The 15492-nt window shown below is 40.4% G+C and carries 12 protein-coding genes and 2 tRNA genes; 9 read left to right on the plus strand and 5 right to left on the minus strand.

The genetic code is table 11. From position 1 onward, the window contains the following. Positions 1-109 precede the first annotated feature (109 nt). Together BLW31_RS11445 and BLW31_RS11450 are read right to left on the minus strand one after the other, a co-directional pair. Positions 110-1360: an efflux RND transporter periplasmic adaptor subunit gene (locus BLW31_RS11445; RefSeq protein WP_010538046.1), complete on the minus strand. Its 1251-nt coding sequence runs from the start codon at positions 1358-1360 to the stop codon at positions 110-112. A gap of 54 nt (positions 1361-1414) precedes the next feature. Beyond that, the gene (locus tag BLW31_RS11450; RefSeq protein WP_010538047.1) at positions 1415-2887 is read right to left on the minus strand and encodes a TolC family protein; all 1473 of its coding nucleotides are present in this window, start codon (positions 2885-2887) and stop codon (positions 1415-1417) included. A 229-nt stretch (positions 2888-3116) separates the two neighbouring features. Here BLW31_RS11450 and BLW31_RS11455 point away from each other — a divergent pair, with 229 nt between their 5' ends. Next, positions 3117-4493 carry a sigma-54-dependent transcriptional regulator gene (locus BLW31_RS11455; RefSeq protein WP_010538048.1) on the plus strand — a complete coding sequence of 459 codons (1377 nt, stop codon included), beginning with the start codon at positions 3117-3119 and terminating at the stop codon, positions 4491-4493. Then, positions 4490-5767, plus strand: coding sequence for a sensor histidine kinase (locus BLW31_RS11460; protein WP_010538049.1), 1278 nt, complete (start codon positions 4490-4492; stop codon positions 5765-5767). Before BLW31_RS11455 ends, BLW31_RS11460 begins: the two co-directional genes overlap by 4 nt. Positions 5768-6397: 630 nt before the next feature. Here the strand turns inward: BLW31_RS11460 and BLW31_RS11465 are convergent. Then, a complete protein-coding gene (locus tag BLW31_RS11465) occupies positions 6398-6592 on the minus strand; it encodes a hypothetical protein (protein WP_010538050.1) in 195 nt (64 codons plus the stop codon). A 147-nt stretch (positions 6593-6739) separates the two neighbouring features. Here BLW31_RS11465 and BLW31_RS11470 point away from each other — a divergent pair, with 147 nt between their 5' ends. The 4 genes from BLW31_RS11470 (at position 6740) to BLW31_RS11490 (ending at position 9080) form a co-directional block, all read left to right on the plus strand. Continuing rightward, on the plus strand, positions 6740-7477 hold the full coding sequence (locus BLW31_RS11470; RefSeq protein WP_010538051.1) for a class I SAM-dependent methyltransferase: 738 nt from the start codon (positions 6740-6742) through the stop codon (positions 7475-7477). Between the two features lie 127 nt (positions 7478-7604). Further along, positions 7605-7679 (plus strand) — tRNA-Pro (locus BLW31_RS11475). A gap of 35 nt (positions 7680-7714) precedes the next feature. Continuing rightward, a tRNA-Pro gene (locus BLW31_RS11480) sits at positions 7715-7789 on the plus strand. Between the two features lie 538 nt (positions 7790-8327). After that, positions 8328-9080 (plus strand): class I SAM-dependent methyltransferase, encoded by a 753-nt coding sequence (locus BLW31_RS11490; RefSeq protein WP_010538052.1) that lies wholly within the window; start codon positions 8328-8330, stop codon positions 9078-9080. 41 nt (positions 9081-9121) lie between these two features. On the opposite strand, the gene BLW31_RS11495 is transcribed toward BLW31_RS11490, so the two are convergent. Beyond that, positions 9122-9835, minus strand: a complete 714-nt coding sequence (locus tag BLW31_RS11495; RefSeq protein WP_029425552.1) for a tRNA1(Val) (adenine(37)-N6)-methyltransferase — start codon at positions 9833-9835, stop codon at positions 9122-9124. 214 nt (positions 9836-10049) lie between these two features. Between BLW31_RS11495 and lon the strand changes: the two genes are divergently transcribed. Genes lon through BLW31_RS11510 form a run of 3 tightly spaced genes read left to right on the plus strand, consistent with a single transcriptional unit; the run spans position 10050 to position 14743 of the window. Then, entirely contained in the window at positions 10050-12515 is a 2466-nt protein-coding gene (gene lon / locus BLW31_RS11500) for an endopeptidase La (RefSeq protein WP_010538054.1), read from the plus strand. Then, positions 12512-13642: a tRNA guanosine(34) transglycosylase Tgt gene (gene tgt, locus BLW31_RS11505; protein WP_010538055.1), complete on the plus strand. Its 1131-nt coding sequence runs from the start codon at positions 12512-12514 to the stop codon at positions 13640-13642. Before lon ends, tgt begins: the two co-directional genes overlap by 4 nt. Positions 13643-13645: 3 nt before the next feature. Continuing rightward, positions 13646-14743, plus strand: a complete 1098-nt coding sequence (locus BLW31_RS11510) for an LptF/LptG family permease (RefSeq protein WP_010538056.1) — start codon at positions 13646-13648, stop codon at positions 14741-14743. Between the two features lie 180 nt (positions 14744-14923). Here the strand turns inward: BLW31_RS11510 and BLW31_RS11515 are convergent, their stop codons facing one another. Then, the gene (locus BLW31_RS11515; protein ID WP_010538057.1) at positions 14924-15430 is read right to left on the minus strand and encodes a redoxin domain-containing protein; all 507 of its coding nucleotides are present in this window, start codon (positions 15428-15430) and stop codon (positions 14924-14926) included. Between the last annotated feature and the right edge of the window lie 62 nt (positions 15431-15492).

Here is a 15492-nt window from a genome sequence, read left to right on the forward strand (position 1 = left end):
ATATTTAAAAAATTATAGCATTCATTCCTTATCTTGTGCTTCCACTAGTTTCTAAATACTACTTTAAAATAAAACTTTATCATAATATATTAAAATCGTGTCCGAGTTATTAATTTAATACCAACTCCTCCGCATCGCCAAAGGTATCATATCCCGTCGTAATTACCCAATCTCCCGGTTGTAAACCTTCTGTAATTTCGTATTGCTGCGGATTCTGGCGACCAATACTTAATGGTGCACGGATCGCTTTTGTCCTCGAAGCGTTCACTTTATAAATCCATTGTCCTCCCGTGGACTGATAAAAATTGCCGCGTGGAATAATGAGCGCCCGTTCCGGTTGCCCCAGTTCTATCTGCACACGGAAACTCTTACCAACCCGCACATTATCGGGCATATCCCCCGTAAAGACCAGATCAACATCAAACATACGATCTTTTACCTCAGGTACCACTTTCGTTATTTTCAACGGGTATTTCTTTCCCTGATAATTGACAGTGGCCGGAAGCCCGGTAGTTATCCGGTCAATATAATATTCGCTAAGCGAAGTATGTATCTTATATTGATCGAGTACCTTTATTTCAGCAATGCTTTCACCGGAAGAAACCTGTTGGCCCGGAGTAACTCTGACAAAGCTAAGTTGTCCTTTTACAGGAGCCGTCACCACCAGATTATCCAATCGCTCGTGAGTACGTTCATATTTTTTGCGTTCCCGTTCCCGATCATTGCGAATCAACTCTTTACGAATCATCGTAACGGCAGAATCATGTCGCAAACTTTCTTGTTGCAAGGCTGCGTTTTTCTGCTTATAGTTATACTCATCCTCAGCAACTTGCAGTTGTGCCTTACTCTTTACTCCCATTTGAAATTCTTCCCGATCAAGGGCTATGCTCTTTTTCAGTCGTTCCAGCTCGTAACTGTTCGTCAGAGCTTGTTGCTTCAAGTTAAGGCTCTTCTGCTCCATCTCTATCTCCTGTTCCTGATAGGTAATCATTTGCTTCTCCCATTCGTCACGCTGGTCTTCAATGCTGCGAAGCAAATCCGGATTGGAAAGGATAAGAATGGTATCTCCCTGCTGAAGCAGACTTCCTTCCTCGCCAACGATGCTTTCAACGCTTCCTGCTTCACGGGTGTTGACTTTAATGGTCAATATCGGCTGAATCAGTCCTTCTACATCTACATATTCCATAAAATTATCCTCTTTGACTTCCGCTATCTGAACATTCTCGGCGTCAATACGCAATTTTCGGGGACCTAATGACAAGATAACTACATAACCCAGAAAGGCGGCAAATAAAAGACCTCCCATCAGATAGTATCTATAACGAATGTACCACGGTTTCTTTTCTAATTTTATATCCATGATCTTATATGGTATTTTGTGTTTTTATTGGTTATATATTCAATCATTAATTTTCTATTCAATAAGAAGATTATAATCCTCTGTCAGCTGTTCATTCCGTTCGAAATCATAAAGTGTCATACTGCGGAGCGTATAGTATAAACTCCAGTAATTGTATAAAGCCGAAACATAATTACGGCGGGCACTATCTTTTTCTGAAATAGAAGCATTTAAGTCGAGGATGGTAGACTTCCCCAATATATAAAGCTTACGGGCAACTTCATTTCTTCGTTGAGCCGTTTCGTCTGTGCGGGCGGCAATACGCACCCGCTGTGTCTGCAGATTAAATTGTTTCACTAATTTGCGGATATTCAGTTCAAAATCCGTCCGGTTTTGTTCCACCTGAGTATAAACCAGGTCACGGTTAGAACGCGCTACCCGCACCTGCCCTTTACCGCGTCCCCAATCTAAAATAGGAAGAGAGATACTCAGGCTAACATATTGTTGATCCAGCAGATTCCGATAAGCATCCGGCAGGTTATCGGCAGTCTGCGTCAAACCGAAACGAAGATATATGTCTGCTTTCAAACCTGCATTAGAACGGGCTCTTGCCACGGCACTTTCACTTTCCAGTTTCCGACGTTTCATCGTTTGAATGTCCGGACTGTTTTCGTACGCCAATGCCAGTGCTTCATTCAGATTGACACTGAAATCCGGAACCTGCGGACTGATACGTACACGAAGCTCACGGTCTTCTTGTATACCCAGATAAGAACGGAGTTCCTGCATACAATTATCCATTTCGATACGGGCATTCATACGATTTGTTTCTTCTGTCAAGCGATTGAGTTCCAGTTGCAGCATTTCATTCTCTGTAATCGTACCTATATTATAACGCCCTTGGGCATAGCGATATAATGTATCGGCATTGGCATAATTAAAAGAAGCAATGTCATAATTACTTTGTGCAGTGGCCAATGCGAAGAATTTATTAATCGCATTGGCAGAAACCAATTCTAATGTCTCCACATAACTCTTCTTTGCCTCCTGATAGCGCACCGGTTCAATGCGTTTATCCCATTTCAGACTATTGTAACCAAAAAGAGACTGACGATATCCTATCATCACGGGTGAAGTTTGCCACGAATATTTATGTTCGCTAAATAAATCCATACGCTGGGCAGAAGTTTCAAGAAAGAGAGAACCTCCGGTCCAAGGGATGTTTTGTGAAAGATTCAAAGTGAGGTCTGTATTCAACAAATTCTGTTCGACAAACTTAACCGAACCATCTCCCATCGTTATTTTATTAATAGCACGATTAAGGTTGGGATCGGATGATAAATTCAAAGAAGGCAAATAATTAGCACGATAATATTTATAGTTCCAGTAAGAAGACCGGAAACTGTGACGGGCAGTCTGTGCATCGGGAGATTCTAGCCGTGCCATATTCACCACTTGTTCCAAAGTCAACTCCATGGTTTGATTTTGAGCAGCCAGTAATCTTGTCGACAAAATTCCAATAGTTATATAGATTATTCTCAGGTTCATTCTTCGTTTTATTTACTATTTGCTATTCAAAACCTATGCCATTGCTATATCACTCTATATATCAGCAATATACGATTTAACAGTCATAACAACATGTGTGCAGATACGCACAAATTTAGTGCGCAATCGCACATACAGCACATGATTATTATCTATATCTTTGCCCTTGGAACATAACATCCATCAAAAGTATGAATGAAAAACGACGAATCTAACAGATTACTGAGATATGGAAGAAGTAAACAAATTAGGTAAGATACTTATAGTAGACGACAACGAAGATGTACTCTTCGCTCTTAACCTGTTGCTGGAGCCTTATACGGAAAAGATAAAAGTAGCCACTACTCCCGACCGTATCGAACATTTTATGACGACCTTCCAGCCCGATCTTATTTTATTGGATATGAATTTCAGCCGCGATGCTATTAGCGGACAGGAAGGGTTTGAAAGTTTGAAACAAATATTGCTAATCGATCCGCAAGCTATTGTCATTTTTATGACAGCATACGCAGATACGGATAAAGCTGTACGAGCGATTAAAGCCGGTGCGACAGATTTTATTCCCAAGCCGTGGGAAAAAGAAAAACTATTGGCAACGTTAACCTCCGGTATACGGTTGCGTCAATCTCAGCGAGAAGTTACTATCTTAAAAGAACAAGTAGAAGTACTCAGCGGTCAAAGTTCTCCGGAAGGAGATATTATCGGCGAATCTCCCGCTATGCAGGAAGTCTTCACAACCATCAACAAGCTAAGCAACACGGATGCCAACATTCTGATTCTGGGCGAAAACGGAACCGGCAAAGACGTAATTGCCAGACTCCTGTACCGCTGTTCACCGCGATACGGCAAGCCATTTGTAACCATCGACCTGGGAAGTATCCCCGAACAATTATTCGAAAGCGAACTATTCGGATTTGAAAAAGGCGCTTTCACCGATGCCAAAAAGTCAAAGGCTGGCCGGATGGAGGTGGCCACCAATGGCACTTTATTTTTGGATGAAATCGGCAATCTTTCACTTCCCATGCAGTCGAAGCTGCTTACAGCTATCGAAAAGCGCCAGATCAGCCGTTTGGGAAGTACACAAGCCGTGCCTATTGATGTCCGCCTGATTTGTGCCACAAATGCAGACATTCGCCGCATGGTAGATGAAGGAAGCTTCCGTCAGGACTTACTATACCGTATTAATACAATTGAAATACATATCCCACCGCTACGCGAACGTGGAAATGATGTTATTCTGCTCGCCGAATATTTTCTGGACCGCTACGCACGCAAATATAAAAAGGAAATGCGCGGTCTGACACGAGAAGCCAAAAACAAACTGCTGAAATATACATGGCCAGGCAATGTGCGGGAGTTGCAACATACGATGGAACGTGTAGTAATCTTGGGAGACGGTTCTTTATTAAAACCCGAAAACTTCCAATTCCACGCTACCCCCAAACAAAAGAAGGAGGAAGAGACCGTTTTGAACCTGGAACAAATTGAACGACAAACCATTGAAAAAGCCATGAAACTTAGTGAAGGGAATATTTCCCGTGCTGCCGAATATTTAGGTATTACCCGTTTTGCCTTATATCGCAAACTTGAAAAACTAGGCTTATGAAACGATTTGCAATCAGAGTGGTTTTACACATTTTATTGATAGTATTGCTTTCTATCGGTAGCTATCTGTTATTTCAAAAACAGTTATGGTTCAGTACTACTATTTGCATGATATTGCTGATAATTACCGCCGTGCATCTCTACCGCATGCAGTTCAAACAAATTGCTCTTTTGCGACGGCTGACAGACGGACTTCGCTATAATGATATGATGCAAACTTTTCACCCGCCTTTCAAAAATAAAATAATGAATGAATGGGCGGAGGAACTTTCGGATACTTTAAAAGACTTTCGGGGAAAGTTACTGGCAGAAGAGATTAAACACCAATACTACGAAAACTTATTGAATAAGGTAGATACGGCAGTACTTGTTGCCGACAAAGCCGGGCATATAGAATGGATGAATCAGGCAGCCGTCACTCATTTAGGACAAATATCGCAGTTACCGGAGAGTTTACTGAAAGCTTCTGCTACCAGTGATACACCAGTTATTCGTATCGAACAGAATAATACTGTGCTGGAAATGGCCGTCTCATGTACCACATTTGCCACTCAAGGAAGAGAACAGCAGTTGATCAGCTTAAAAAATATTCATTCGGTACTGGAACGCAATGAAATGGAGGCCTGGCAAAAGCTAATACGTGTACTGACTCATGAAATCATGAACTCTATCACACCTATCATCTCACTTTCAGAAACATTAAGTGAAAGAGGAATTCCCAGCCAACCCGGAGAGAAAGAATATTCTGTTATGCTGCAAGCCATGCAGACCATTCACAGGAGAAGTAAAGGATTACTGGAATTTGTAGAGAACTATCGCCGCCTGACACGAATCCCTACTCCTATCCGCACACAGATTTCTGTTGCAGAATTATTCACGGACTTAAAAAAGTTATTTCCGGAAGAAGAGTTTCAGTTTGAAGCTCCCTCACCCGAATTGAAATTAAATGCAGACCGGACACAAATAGAACAAGTTCTTATCAATCTGCTGAAGAACGCTCGCGAAGCATGTAATCGGAAACTTGATAAAAATATTCAGGTAAAAGTAAAAAAACTCTCTGCCGGAAACACTGCATTAACGATATCTGACAATGGAGAAGGCATTCTGCCCGATGTGCTGGATAAAATATTTGTTCCTTTCTTTACTACCAAAACATCCGGTTCGGGTATCGGATTAAGTTTATGTAAGCAAATAATGACTCTACATGAAGGAAGTATCAATGTAAAATCGGAAGTAGGCAAAGGAAGCAGCTTTATCCTCACTTTTCCCAAATAAGAGTTATGGATATTGGTAACATGATGTGCTATTTTTAAGATTACATTGAAAAAAGGTTGCGCTAAAAGCTATGAACCAAAAAACAAACTGCATAAACAAATGCAATAATATGCAAAAACACAGACTGATATTGTATAAAACAGGTTAATATATGCACTATGTTGTACGACTAATGTGCTTGTTGGTTTAAAAGGAACACCTCGTTGGTTTAAAACCAACGCTTGCTTCCTCGGTGAGGAAGCTATTTTTTCTTGATAAAAAAGAGATAAAAAGGCAATCTAAGGCTTATTCTCATCTAAGTCATCAGAATTACAGGACATATGAAAAGTAGCATAATGATTGTCATTCAGTATTTCAATCATCTGAATGATTAACAATCAGAAAAGAGCATCTCTATCTGATCTACAAATTACACAATAGATACAAATGTGTACTTTGATACTTGAAAATGCAGGCGTTTATTGATTCTTAGTTTATAACCAGGTGCAATTATAGCCTTTACTGTCTGTTTAAATATTCTTTTTTTCAGTATGACCGTTTTTCACTAAACAAATAAACCTAATCTGAATCCGGTATTAGCCCGAATATTTATTAGGTCCGCTAATTTAATTAAAATAGCAAAGGATTCAATCATCCTCTGCTACCCAAACTATTTGTATCAGGATTCAATTCCTTCACAGCTTCTTTTACCGCTTTCTGAGTTGGTTTTCGATAAGCTTCCACTTGTTGAACCGGAACGATCTCATTGACCATTCTTTCATATCCTTTTTGTTCTAACAAAGGGATTTCTTTTTCATTCGTTTCTTTTTGCTTTTTTGTTTTCATATGGCTTTTTTATTTTTAGTTTTCTACTTTGAAAACAGAAAATAGCAAAGGATAGTTCATCCTATCTGATTTTATTTTCAGTTAATTCATACCAATAATCGCACAAATGCATATATTTGTCCATCTAATATAATCCTCATGTAAGTTATGAAAGAAAATAAATATGACGATGATCGTTTCTTCAGTCAATATGCTCAAATGTCCCGCTCTGTAGAAGGATTGAAAGGTGCCGGAGAATGGCATATATTACAGAAAATGTTACCGGATTTCACCGGTAAAAGAATACTGGATCTAGGTTGTGGATTCGGTTGGCATTGCATCTATGCTATTGAGCATGGAGCAAAAAACGTGACCGGAATCGATATTTCCGAAAAAATGTTGGAAGAAGCGCAGAAAAGAAATTCTTCCTCATTCATTGAATATAAATGTATGGCTATTGAGGATTTCGATTTTCAACCGGAGACTTATGATATTGTAATTAGTTCATTGACATTCCACTATTTGGAATCTTTTATTAATATATGCCGCAAAGTGAGCAGTTGCCTTACTAAAGGGGGCTCTTTTGTCTTTTCAGTAGAACATCCGATATTCACAGCCTATGGTAATCAGGATTGGTACTACGATCCAGAAGGAAAGCGTGCTCACTGGCCTGTAGACGGCTATTTCAATGAAGGCAAACGTACTGCCGTTTTTTTAGGCGAAGAAGTTGTCAAGTATCATAAGACCTTGACTACTTATATCAATAGCCTTCTTCAGACCGGATTTGAGATATGTGAATTAATAGAACCGGAACCGAGCAAGATTATGCTGGATACTATCCCGGAAATGAAAGATGAACTTCGACGTCCAATGATGCTTCTTATTTCTGCCAAGAAAAAAAGTTAACTTGCAAACTGATGAATTTCAGTCGATTGTAAATTAACCCATAAAAAACATTCACTTAGCTATTGATAATTAAAAAATACTCCCTATCTTTGCACCGCTTTTGAAAAGAACAACCCTTTAAAAGTAGCGGGGTGTAGCGCAGTCCGGTTAGCGCACCTGCTTTGGGAGCAGGGGGTCGTGGGTTCGAATCCCGCTACCCCGACTACAAAGAAAAGAGGGAGTTCGGTTAAAAGTTTTCGGGGTGTAGCGCAGTCCGGTTAGCGCACCTGCTTTGGGAGCAGGGGGTCGTGGGTTCGAATCCCGCTACCCCGACGAAAAATTCAAGTTAAGAAAAGTCAAGTAGCATTAAGCCAATACAGTTTGTATTGGCTTTTTTGTTTATGCAAAATAGATGTAAATACACCCCGTTTTGAGGCAAATAAAGAGGGTATTTCTTTGAACTATCTTTGAACATGTTTCTCTATTTGCATCCGTTCAGGGGAAATTAAAGCAATCTCCTATCAAATTACCTCGATTCAAGCTGTTTAATGCGATTCTAAACCTTTAAAAAACATCAAAACAGTATGACAACATTTAAAGCAATCGTTTTCCAAACTGGAAGACATATAAAACAAGATGAAACATCTAATATGAAAATTAGAATCTATCATAATAGAGAATCCCAGTATATAGCCCCACCAGCTACTATATCCAGCCCGAAAACATGAATGACTCCGGACGAGTCCTTCCAAACGTAACAAACGGCGAAATGATTGAGTACGAAATAAATGCGTATATCCAAATGAATGACTATCTTTGCAAGATTAAGAGAATATTAATAATCAACCCGGTACGTAATTAAAATGATAAAATGAACAGCAATTATAAAGTTGGGGATCTAATTTATGATGCGAATATTTATGATGGAATGAATACTCACATAGATGATTTGCAATTTTACAAGCGGTGGATGCCCCAAAATAAAGATGCCCGTATACTTGAGCTTTGCTGCGGTACAGGCAGACTTACTATTCCAATAGCAGAAGACGGTTATAATATTAGTGGAGTAGATTACACTTTTTCTATGCTTGAACAAGCGAAAGCGAAAGCCTCCGAAGCAGGATTAAAGATTGAGTTTATTGAAGCTGATATCAGAACTTTGGATTTGCAGAATAAATATGATCTCATATTTATTCCCTTTAACTCAATCCATCATTTATATCTAAATGAAGATCTGTTTAAGGCATTTAATACCGTTAAAAAACATCTCAAAACAGGAGGCCGGTTTCTACTAGATTGCTTTAATCCCAACATTCAATATATCGTTGAACATGAAAAAAAGCAAATAGAAGTTGCTGCATATACAACTAAGGACGGAAGGGAGATATTGATAAAGCAGCTAATGCGATATGAAAGAAAAACTCAGATCAATCGAATAGAATGGCATTATTTTATTAATGGTAAATTTGATTCAATTCAAAATCTGGATATGAGACTATTCTTCCCTCAAGAATTAGATACATACTTAGATTGGAATGGTTTTAAAATTATTCATAAGTTTGGAAATTTTGAAGAAGAAGCATTTTATGACAGTTCGGAAAAGCAGATATTTGTGTGTCAATAAACTATTAATTAATATGGAATAGCACTTCCTATTTGAAGATTTCATTTCATATTTAAATAGTATTCCCGAGTCAGTGCTATATACTCTTCACTATATTGATGACGAGCAACTTCCGTTAATAATTCTTCAACAACGCACTCTTGATCATGAAAAGAAAAAGTAATTAGCGTTCGTTTGGGAGCACCTCCCGGTTTAGTTATCACATTAAGCGAACGAACTGCATGCAAACTATGTGCAGACGCTATCGTTCTTACTCTATCAGCTACATCTGTGGGTATTACAACTGTAAAAAGACCTTCTTCCGCCAACAAATCAGCTACTCTTTCCAATAACTTCTCATAGGTTAAGGAATTATTATGCCTCGCCATATTTCGTTGCTGATCCGGACAACTGAGAGAATCCACAAAGTAAGGAGGATTGGAAACTACAACATCAAACTTGTCCAAAGATTGATAGGACAAAAAATCTTGCTTCACCACCTCTATCCTATCCTTCCAAAGAGAGCGGGTCACATTTTCTTTAGCCTGTCGGGCAGCGGCTTCATCTATTTCCAGCGCAATAACTTTCGCATCCGGCAAACTACGTTGCGCTAGCATCAAAGCAACCAATCCTGTTCCAGTACCGACATCCAGAATTCGATGTGCATCCTGAACAGAAGCCCATGCACCTAAAAGCACCCCATCCGTACCGACCTTCATGGCACATTTGTCATGCCACACTGTAAACTGCTTAAACTGAAAGAAAGGATTCGCCATTTTATTAGCCATCTAAAACCTATTTTTTACTGATCTTTGCTGAAAACCGTCAAAAATAAATAATTATTATGGAATAAATCCATTACTGCCCGAAAATTTGGCATTGTTTTTGTGTTTTTATTCCACACTGTGCTTTATTATTAGAGAGAATCAATTAACTTTGCAAACGATTTATGCATATTATGTATGACATAAACTAAATTAAAACGAAAAGATGAAAGAAAGATACTTATTGGAGGAAGAAGTTGGTGAGAACGGCTTCTCGCTAATTACTGACTATGATGGCAATGACGAACATGCGTTTGATGTGAATATAAAATCCGGTGATATCCTTCCGGTTCTCCCCCTTCGTAATATGGTGTTGTTTCCCGGAGTATTCTTACCTATCACGGTAGGTAGAAAAGCCTCATTGAAGCTCGTTCGCGAAGCTGAAAAGAAACACAAAGATATTGCAGTGATTTGCCAAAGATCGGCACACACAGAAGACCCTAAACTGGAAGATTTACACAACATCGGAACTGTTGGACGAATTGTACGGGTATTGGAAATGCCTGATCAAACGACAACAGTCATCCTTCAGGGAATGAAACGTCTGCGCTTGAAAGAGATCGTAGATACACATCCTTATCTGAAGGGTGAGGTAGAACTTCTGGAAGAAGATATCCCAAACAAAGACGACAAAGAGTTTCAAGCCCTGGTAGAAACATGCAAGGACTTGACGATGCGCTATATCAAATCATCAGAAATGCATCAGGACTCGTCATTTGCCATAAAGAACATCAGCAATCCGATGTTCCTCATTAATTTTATTTGCGCCAACCTGCCATTCAAGAAAGACGAAAAAATGGATTTATTAAGTATCAACTCACTCAGAGAACGTACTTATCATCTATTGGAAATCTTGAATCGTGAAGTACAGTTGGCAGAAATTAAGGCATCTATCCAAATGCGTGCCCGTGAGGATATCGATCAGCAACAGCGCGAATATTTCCTCCAGCAACAGATTAAAACGATTCAGGACGAACTGGGCGGCAGCGGTCAGGAACAGGAAATAGAGGAGATGCGTCTAAAAGCTGTCAAGATGCACTGGAATGCAGAAGTCAGAGAGACTTTCCTGAAAGAATTGGCTAAACTGGAACGTACACATCCGCAATCACCGGACTTCAGCGTACAGCTTAACTATCTGCAAACCATGCTTAATCTGCCATGGGGAGTTTATACAACAGACAATCTGAATTTGAAGAATGCAGAAAAGACGTTGAATAAAGACCACTATGGACTGGAAAAAGTAAAAGAACGTATTTTGGAACACCTTGCTGTCTTAAAACTGAAAGGTGATATGAAGTCACCAATCATCTGTTTGTATGGCCCTCCGGGAGTCGGTAAAACATCCCTCGGAAAATCTATCGCATCGGCACTGAAACGGAAATATGTTCGTATGTCTTTGGGTGGCGTACACGATGAAGCAGAAATTCGCGGTCACCGCAAAACTTATATCGGTGCTATGCCCGGACGAATCATCAAGAGCCTGATTAAAGCAGGAGCCTCTAACCCTGTGTTCATATTAGACGAGATTGACAAGGTCAGTGCTGACCGTCAAGGCGATCCGTCGTCAGCTTTATTGGAAGTGCTTGACCCGGAACAGAATACTTCATTCCACGATAACTTTCTGGATGTAGATTATGATCTTTCCAAAGTACTGTTTATTGCAACGGCCAACAATCTGAATACAATTCCCGGACCATTGCTCGACCGTATGGAGTTGATTGAAGTCAGCGGATATATCACGGAAGAAAAAGTAGAAATTGCCCGTAAGCACCTGTTACCAAAAGAGCTGGAAGCAAACGGCCTTAAAAAGACCGATATCAAGATTCCGAAAGATACCTTGGAAGCAATTATTGAATCATATACCCGTGAAAGCGGTGTTCGTGAACTGGAAAAGAAAATCGGCAAGATCCTTCGTAAATCAGCCCGCCAATATGCAACAGACGGTTATTTTGCAAAAACAGAAATTAAACCGGCTGATTTGTATGAATTTCTGGGAGCACCGGAATATACCCGCGACAAATATCAGGGGAATGAGTACGCAGGTGTAGTAACCGGATTGGCATGGACTGCTGTTGGCGGTGAAATACTCTTTGTAGAAACGAGTCTGAGCCGGGGTAAAGGTGCCCGACTTACATTAACAGGTAATTTGGGAGATGTGATGAAGGAATCAGCCATGCTGGCACTTGAATACATTAAGGCACATGCTTCTATCCTCAATTTAAACGAAGATATCTTCGACAACTGGAATATACATATCCATGTGCCCGAAGGTGCTATCCCCAAAGACGGACCGTCAGCAGGTATTACGATGGCTACTTCTTTAGCTTCTGCCTTGACCCAGCGAAAAGTGAAAGCTAATCTCGCCATGACTGGAGAAATTACTCTCCGTGGCAAAGTACTCCCTGTTGGTGGTATTAAAGAGAAGATTCTTGCCGCTAAACGTGCCGGAATCAAGGAAATCATCATGAGTGCCGAAAATAAAAAGAACATAGATGAGATTCAAGACATTTATTTAAAAGGATTGCAATTCCACTATGTTAATGACATAAAAGAAGTATTCGCAATCGCACTGACAGACGAAAAAGTTGCGGATGCCATTGATTTATCTGTAAAGAAACCCAGCCAGGAATGACATTTGAGTTACAATATACAGACACTAAAAGTAATGCCCGTGCCGGTCTGATAACAACGGACCACGGGCAGATACAAACACCTATTTTCATGCCTGTGGGAACATTGGGCACTGTGAAAGGAGTTCATCTCACAGAACTGAAAGAAGATATTCAGGCACAGATCATTCTGGGCAACACCTATCATTTATACTTGCGTCCGGGATTGGACGTAATTGAAAAAGCAGGTGGCCTGCATCGCTTCAATGGCTTCGATCGTCCGATGTTGACCGACAGTGGAGGATTTCAGGTATTCTCATTGGCAGGAATACGAAAACTTCGGGAAGAAGGAGCTGAATTTCGTTCACACATTGACGGAAGCAAGCACATCTTTACTCCGGAAAAGGTGATGGATATAGAACGTACGATTGGTGCTGATATCATGATGGCTTTTGACGAATGTCCTCCGGGAGATTCGGACTATGCCTATGCCAAAAAGTCATTAGGACTGACACACAGATGGCTCGATCGTTGTATACAGCGTTTCAACGAAACCGAACCGAAATATGGCTATCACCAGTCTCTCTTCCCTATCGTGCAAGGATGTGTTTATCAAGATCTGCGTAAACAATCCGCAGAGTTTGTCGCCTCCAAAGGAGCGGATGGAAATGCAATCGGTGGCTTAGCCGTAGGCGAACCGGTAGATAAAATGTACGAAATGATAGAGGTTGTCAACGAAATTCTTCCTAAAGACAAGCCCCGGTATCTGATGGGAGTCGGTACTCCTGTCAATATCCTTGAAGGTATTGAGCGCGGAGTGGATATGTTCGATTGTGTGATGCCTACCCGAAACGGACGAAATGGCATGTTGTTTACCAAAGACGGCATTATTAACATGCGAAACAAAAAATGGGAAACAGACTTCTCTCCTATCGAAGCAGACGGAGCTTCCGCTGTAGACACACTATATAGCAAAGCATATTTACGTCACCTTTTCCATGCACAAGAGCTGCTGGCAATGCAAATTGCTTCCATACACAATCTGGCATTTTACCTGTGGCTGGTAGGAGAAGCCCGGAAGCATATCATTGCCGGAGATTTCTCTACCTGGAAGCCGATGATGGTGAAAAGAGTGTCAACAAGATTATAAAGAATGAAAAGCAATCGATTTATAAAACGGCTGGATTGGTATATCATCAAGAAGTTCTTGGGGACATACGTATTTGCCATCGCATTGATTATTTCAATTGCGGTGGTATTCGACTTCAACGAGAAGATGGACAAGCTAATGGAGCATGAAGCTCCTTGGGACAAGATCATCTTTGAATACTACATGAACTTCATCCCCTACTTCTCCAATCTGTTCAGTCCGCTGTTCGTATTCATCGCCGTAATCTTTTTCACCTCCAAGCTGGCAGAGAACTCTGAAATTATAGCCATGTTCTCCACCGGTATGAGTTTTAAAAGAATGATGCGCCCTTATATGATCTCTGCCGCCATCATTGCTGTAGCGACGTTCATGATGAGCTCGTTCGTCATTCCCAAAGGCAGTGTTACCCGCCTGAATTTTGAGGATAAATACATCAAGCCGAAGAAAGTAAACTCAGTCCGAAATGTACAGCTGGAAGTGGACAGTGGCGTCATAGCCTATATAGATAATTACAATGACGGGATGAAAACCGGCAATCGTTTTTCATTGGATAAGTTTGTTGACAAAAAACTTGTTTCCCATTTAACGGCGCGTCGAATCACTTACGATACAACAACGGTCAATAAATGGACTATTCATGACTATATGGTACGCGAACTGGACGGACTAAAAGAGAAAATCACTAAAGGAGACCGAATTGATTCTATTATAAATATGGACCCGTCAGACTTCCTGATTATGAAGAACCAGCAGGAAATGCTGACCAGTCCGGAATTGAGCGAATACATTGAAAAACAGAAACGGCGGGGATTTGCCAATATCAAAGAGTTTGAGATAGAATATCACAAACGAATTGCAATGTCATTCGCATCGTTCATTCTGACAATCATCGGTGTTTCCCTTTCGTCGCGAAAAACCAAGGGCGGCATGGGGCTTCATCTGGGCATCGGTTTAGGACTAAGTTTCTCCTATATCCTTTTCCAGACGATCACTTCAACCTTTGCCATCAACGGTAATGTACCTCCTGCAATCGCAGTCTGGATTCCGAATATTCTCTATGCGGGCATCGCATTCTATCTGTACCAGAAAGCACCTAAATAAAGAAATAGCATTCAGAGATTACACAATAGATATAAAATAGAAGTTCCGCCTATCCTTGCCAAAGGCAAGTGCAAGCGGAACTTTTTTGTTGTATCCATTTCCTCTTTTGTCTATTCTCCATTTTAGTCACCAAACGGTGATCCGGAAAATCCCTCTTTCTCCTTACTTTTTTCGAGACTGTCAACCAATCTCACTTACATAAGCAGAAAGATCTGCAGCAGAGATGTTTTTGGCTATAATCACACCATTTCCATCCAATAAATAGTTTGTGAACCCCCGATTCAAACGGTACTTTTTAAATAATCCGGAGTCCTCGCCTTCTGTTTCCACGAAACAAGTGGGCGTAACTATTTGGTCCTTACGAATGGTTTCTTTAAAGATTGACTGGTATTCGTCAAACGAAACTGAAACCATTTCCACATTACGGGAAGAACGAAGCACATTGCTCAAACTTACGTTTTGCGTCCGGGATTGCGCGTCATAACTTGCCCAAAAACTAAGCAACACATATTTACCTTTCAAATTACCCAACTTAAAAGCCGGTTGCTCATTCGACGCAGATTCGATTTTAAAATCAGGGGCTACGTCACCCTCACTCAAACCTCCGGTAGGTTTGTCTTTCTCAACGAAAGCGGTCAAGGAACAAATCAGTAATACAACAAAAATCCATTTTACATAAGAATTCATGTAATTCGGTTTTAGTTAATACTATCCGGGACTGTCCTTTAAACAGTGGTTTCTTCCCGAAA

Source organism: Bacteroides faecis MAJ27 (genome assembly GCF_900106755.1).
In the GTDB taxonomy this organism is placed as follows: Bacteria; Bacteroidota; Bacteroidia; order Bacteroidales; family Bacteroidaceae; genus Bacteroides; species Bacteroides faecis.

What these genes read in the sequence shown, in the direction of transcription:
- BLW31_RS11445 (WP_010538046.1), bottom strand. Translation starts at nt 1,360, where the DNA reads ATGGATATAAAATTAGAAAAGAAACCGTGGTACATTCGTTATAGATAC.
- BLW31_RS11450 (WP_010538047.1), bottom strand. Translation starts at nt 2,887, where the DNA reads ATGAACCTGAGAATAATCTATATAACTATTGGAATTTTGTCGACAAGA.
- BLW31_RS11455 (WP_010538048.1), top strand. Translation starts at nt 3,117, where the DNA reads ATGGAAGAAGTAAACAAATTAGGTAAGATACTTATAGTAGACGACAAC.
- BLW31_RS11460 (WP_010538049.1), top strand. Translation starts at nt 4,490, where the DNA reads ATGAAACGATTTGCAATCAGAGTGGTTTTACACATTTTATTGATAGTA.
- BLW31_RS11465 (WP_010538050.1), bottom strand. Translation starts at nt 6,592, where the DNA reads ATGAAAACAAAAAAGCAAAAAGAAACGAATGAAAAAGAAATCCCTTTG.
- BLW31_RS11470 (WP_010538051.1), top strand. Translation starts at nt 6,740, where the DNA reads ATGAAAGAAAATAAATATGACGATGATCGTTTCTTCAGTCAATATGCT.
- BLW31_RS11490 (WP_010538052.1), top strand. Translation starts at nt 8,328, where the DNA reads ATGAACAGCAATTATAAAGTTGGGGATCTAATTTATGATGCGAATATT.
- BLW31_RS11495 (WP_029425552.1), bottom strand. Translation starts at nt 9,835, where the DNA reads ATGGCGAATCCTTTCTTTCAGTTTAAGCAGTTTACAGTGTGGCATGAC.
- lon (WP_010538054.1), top strand. Translation starts at nt 10,050, where the DNA reads ATGAAAGAAAGATACTTATTGGAGGAAGAAGTTGGTGAGAACGGCTTC.
- tgt (WP_010538055.1), top strand. Translation starts at nt 12,512, where the DNA reads ATGACATTTGAGTTACAATATACAGACACTAAAAGTAATGCCCGTGCC.
- BLW31_RS11510 (WP_010538056.1), top strand. Translation starts at nt 13,646, where the DNA reads ATGAAAAGCAATCGATTTATAAAACGGCTGGATTGGTATATCATCAAG.
- BLW31_RS11515 (WP_010538057.1), bottom strand. Translation starts at nt 15,430, where the DNA reads ATGAATTCTTATGTAAAATGGATTTTTGTTGTATTACTGATTTGTTCC.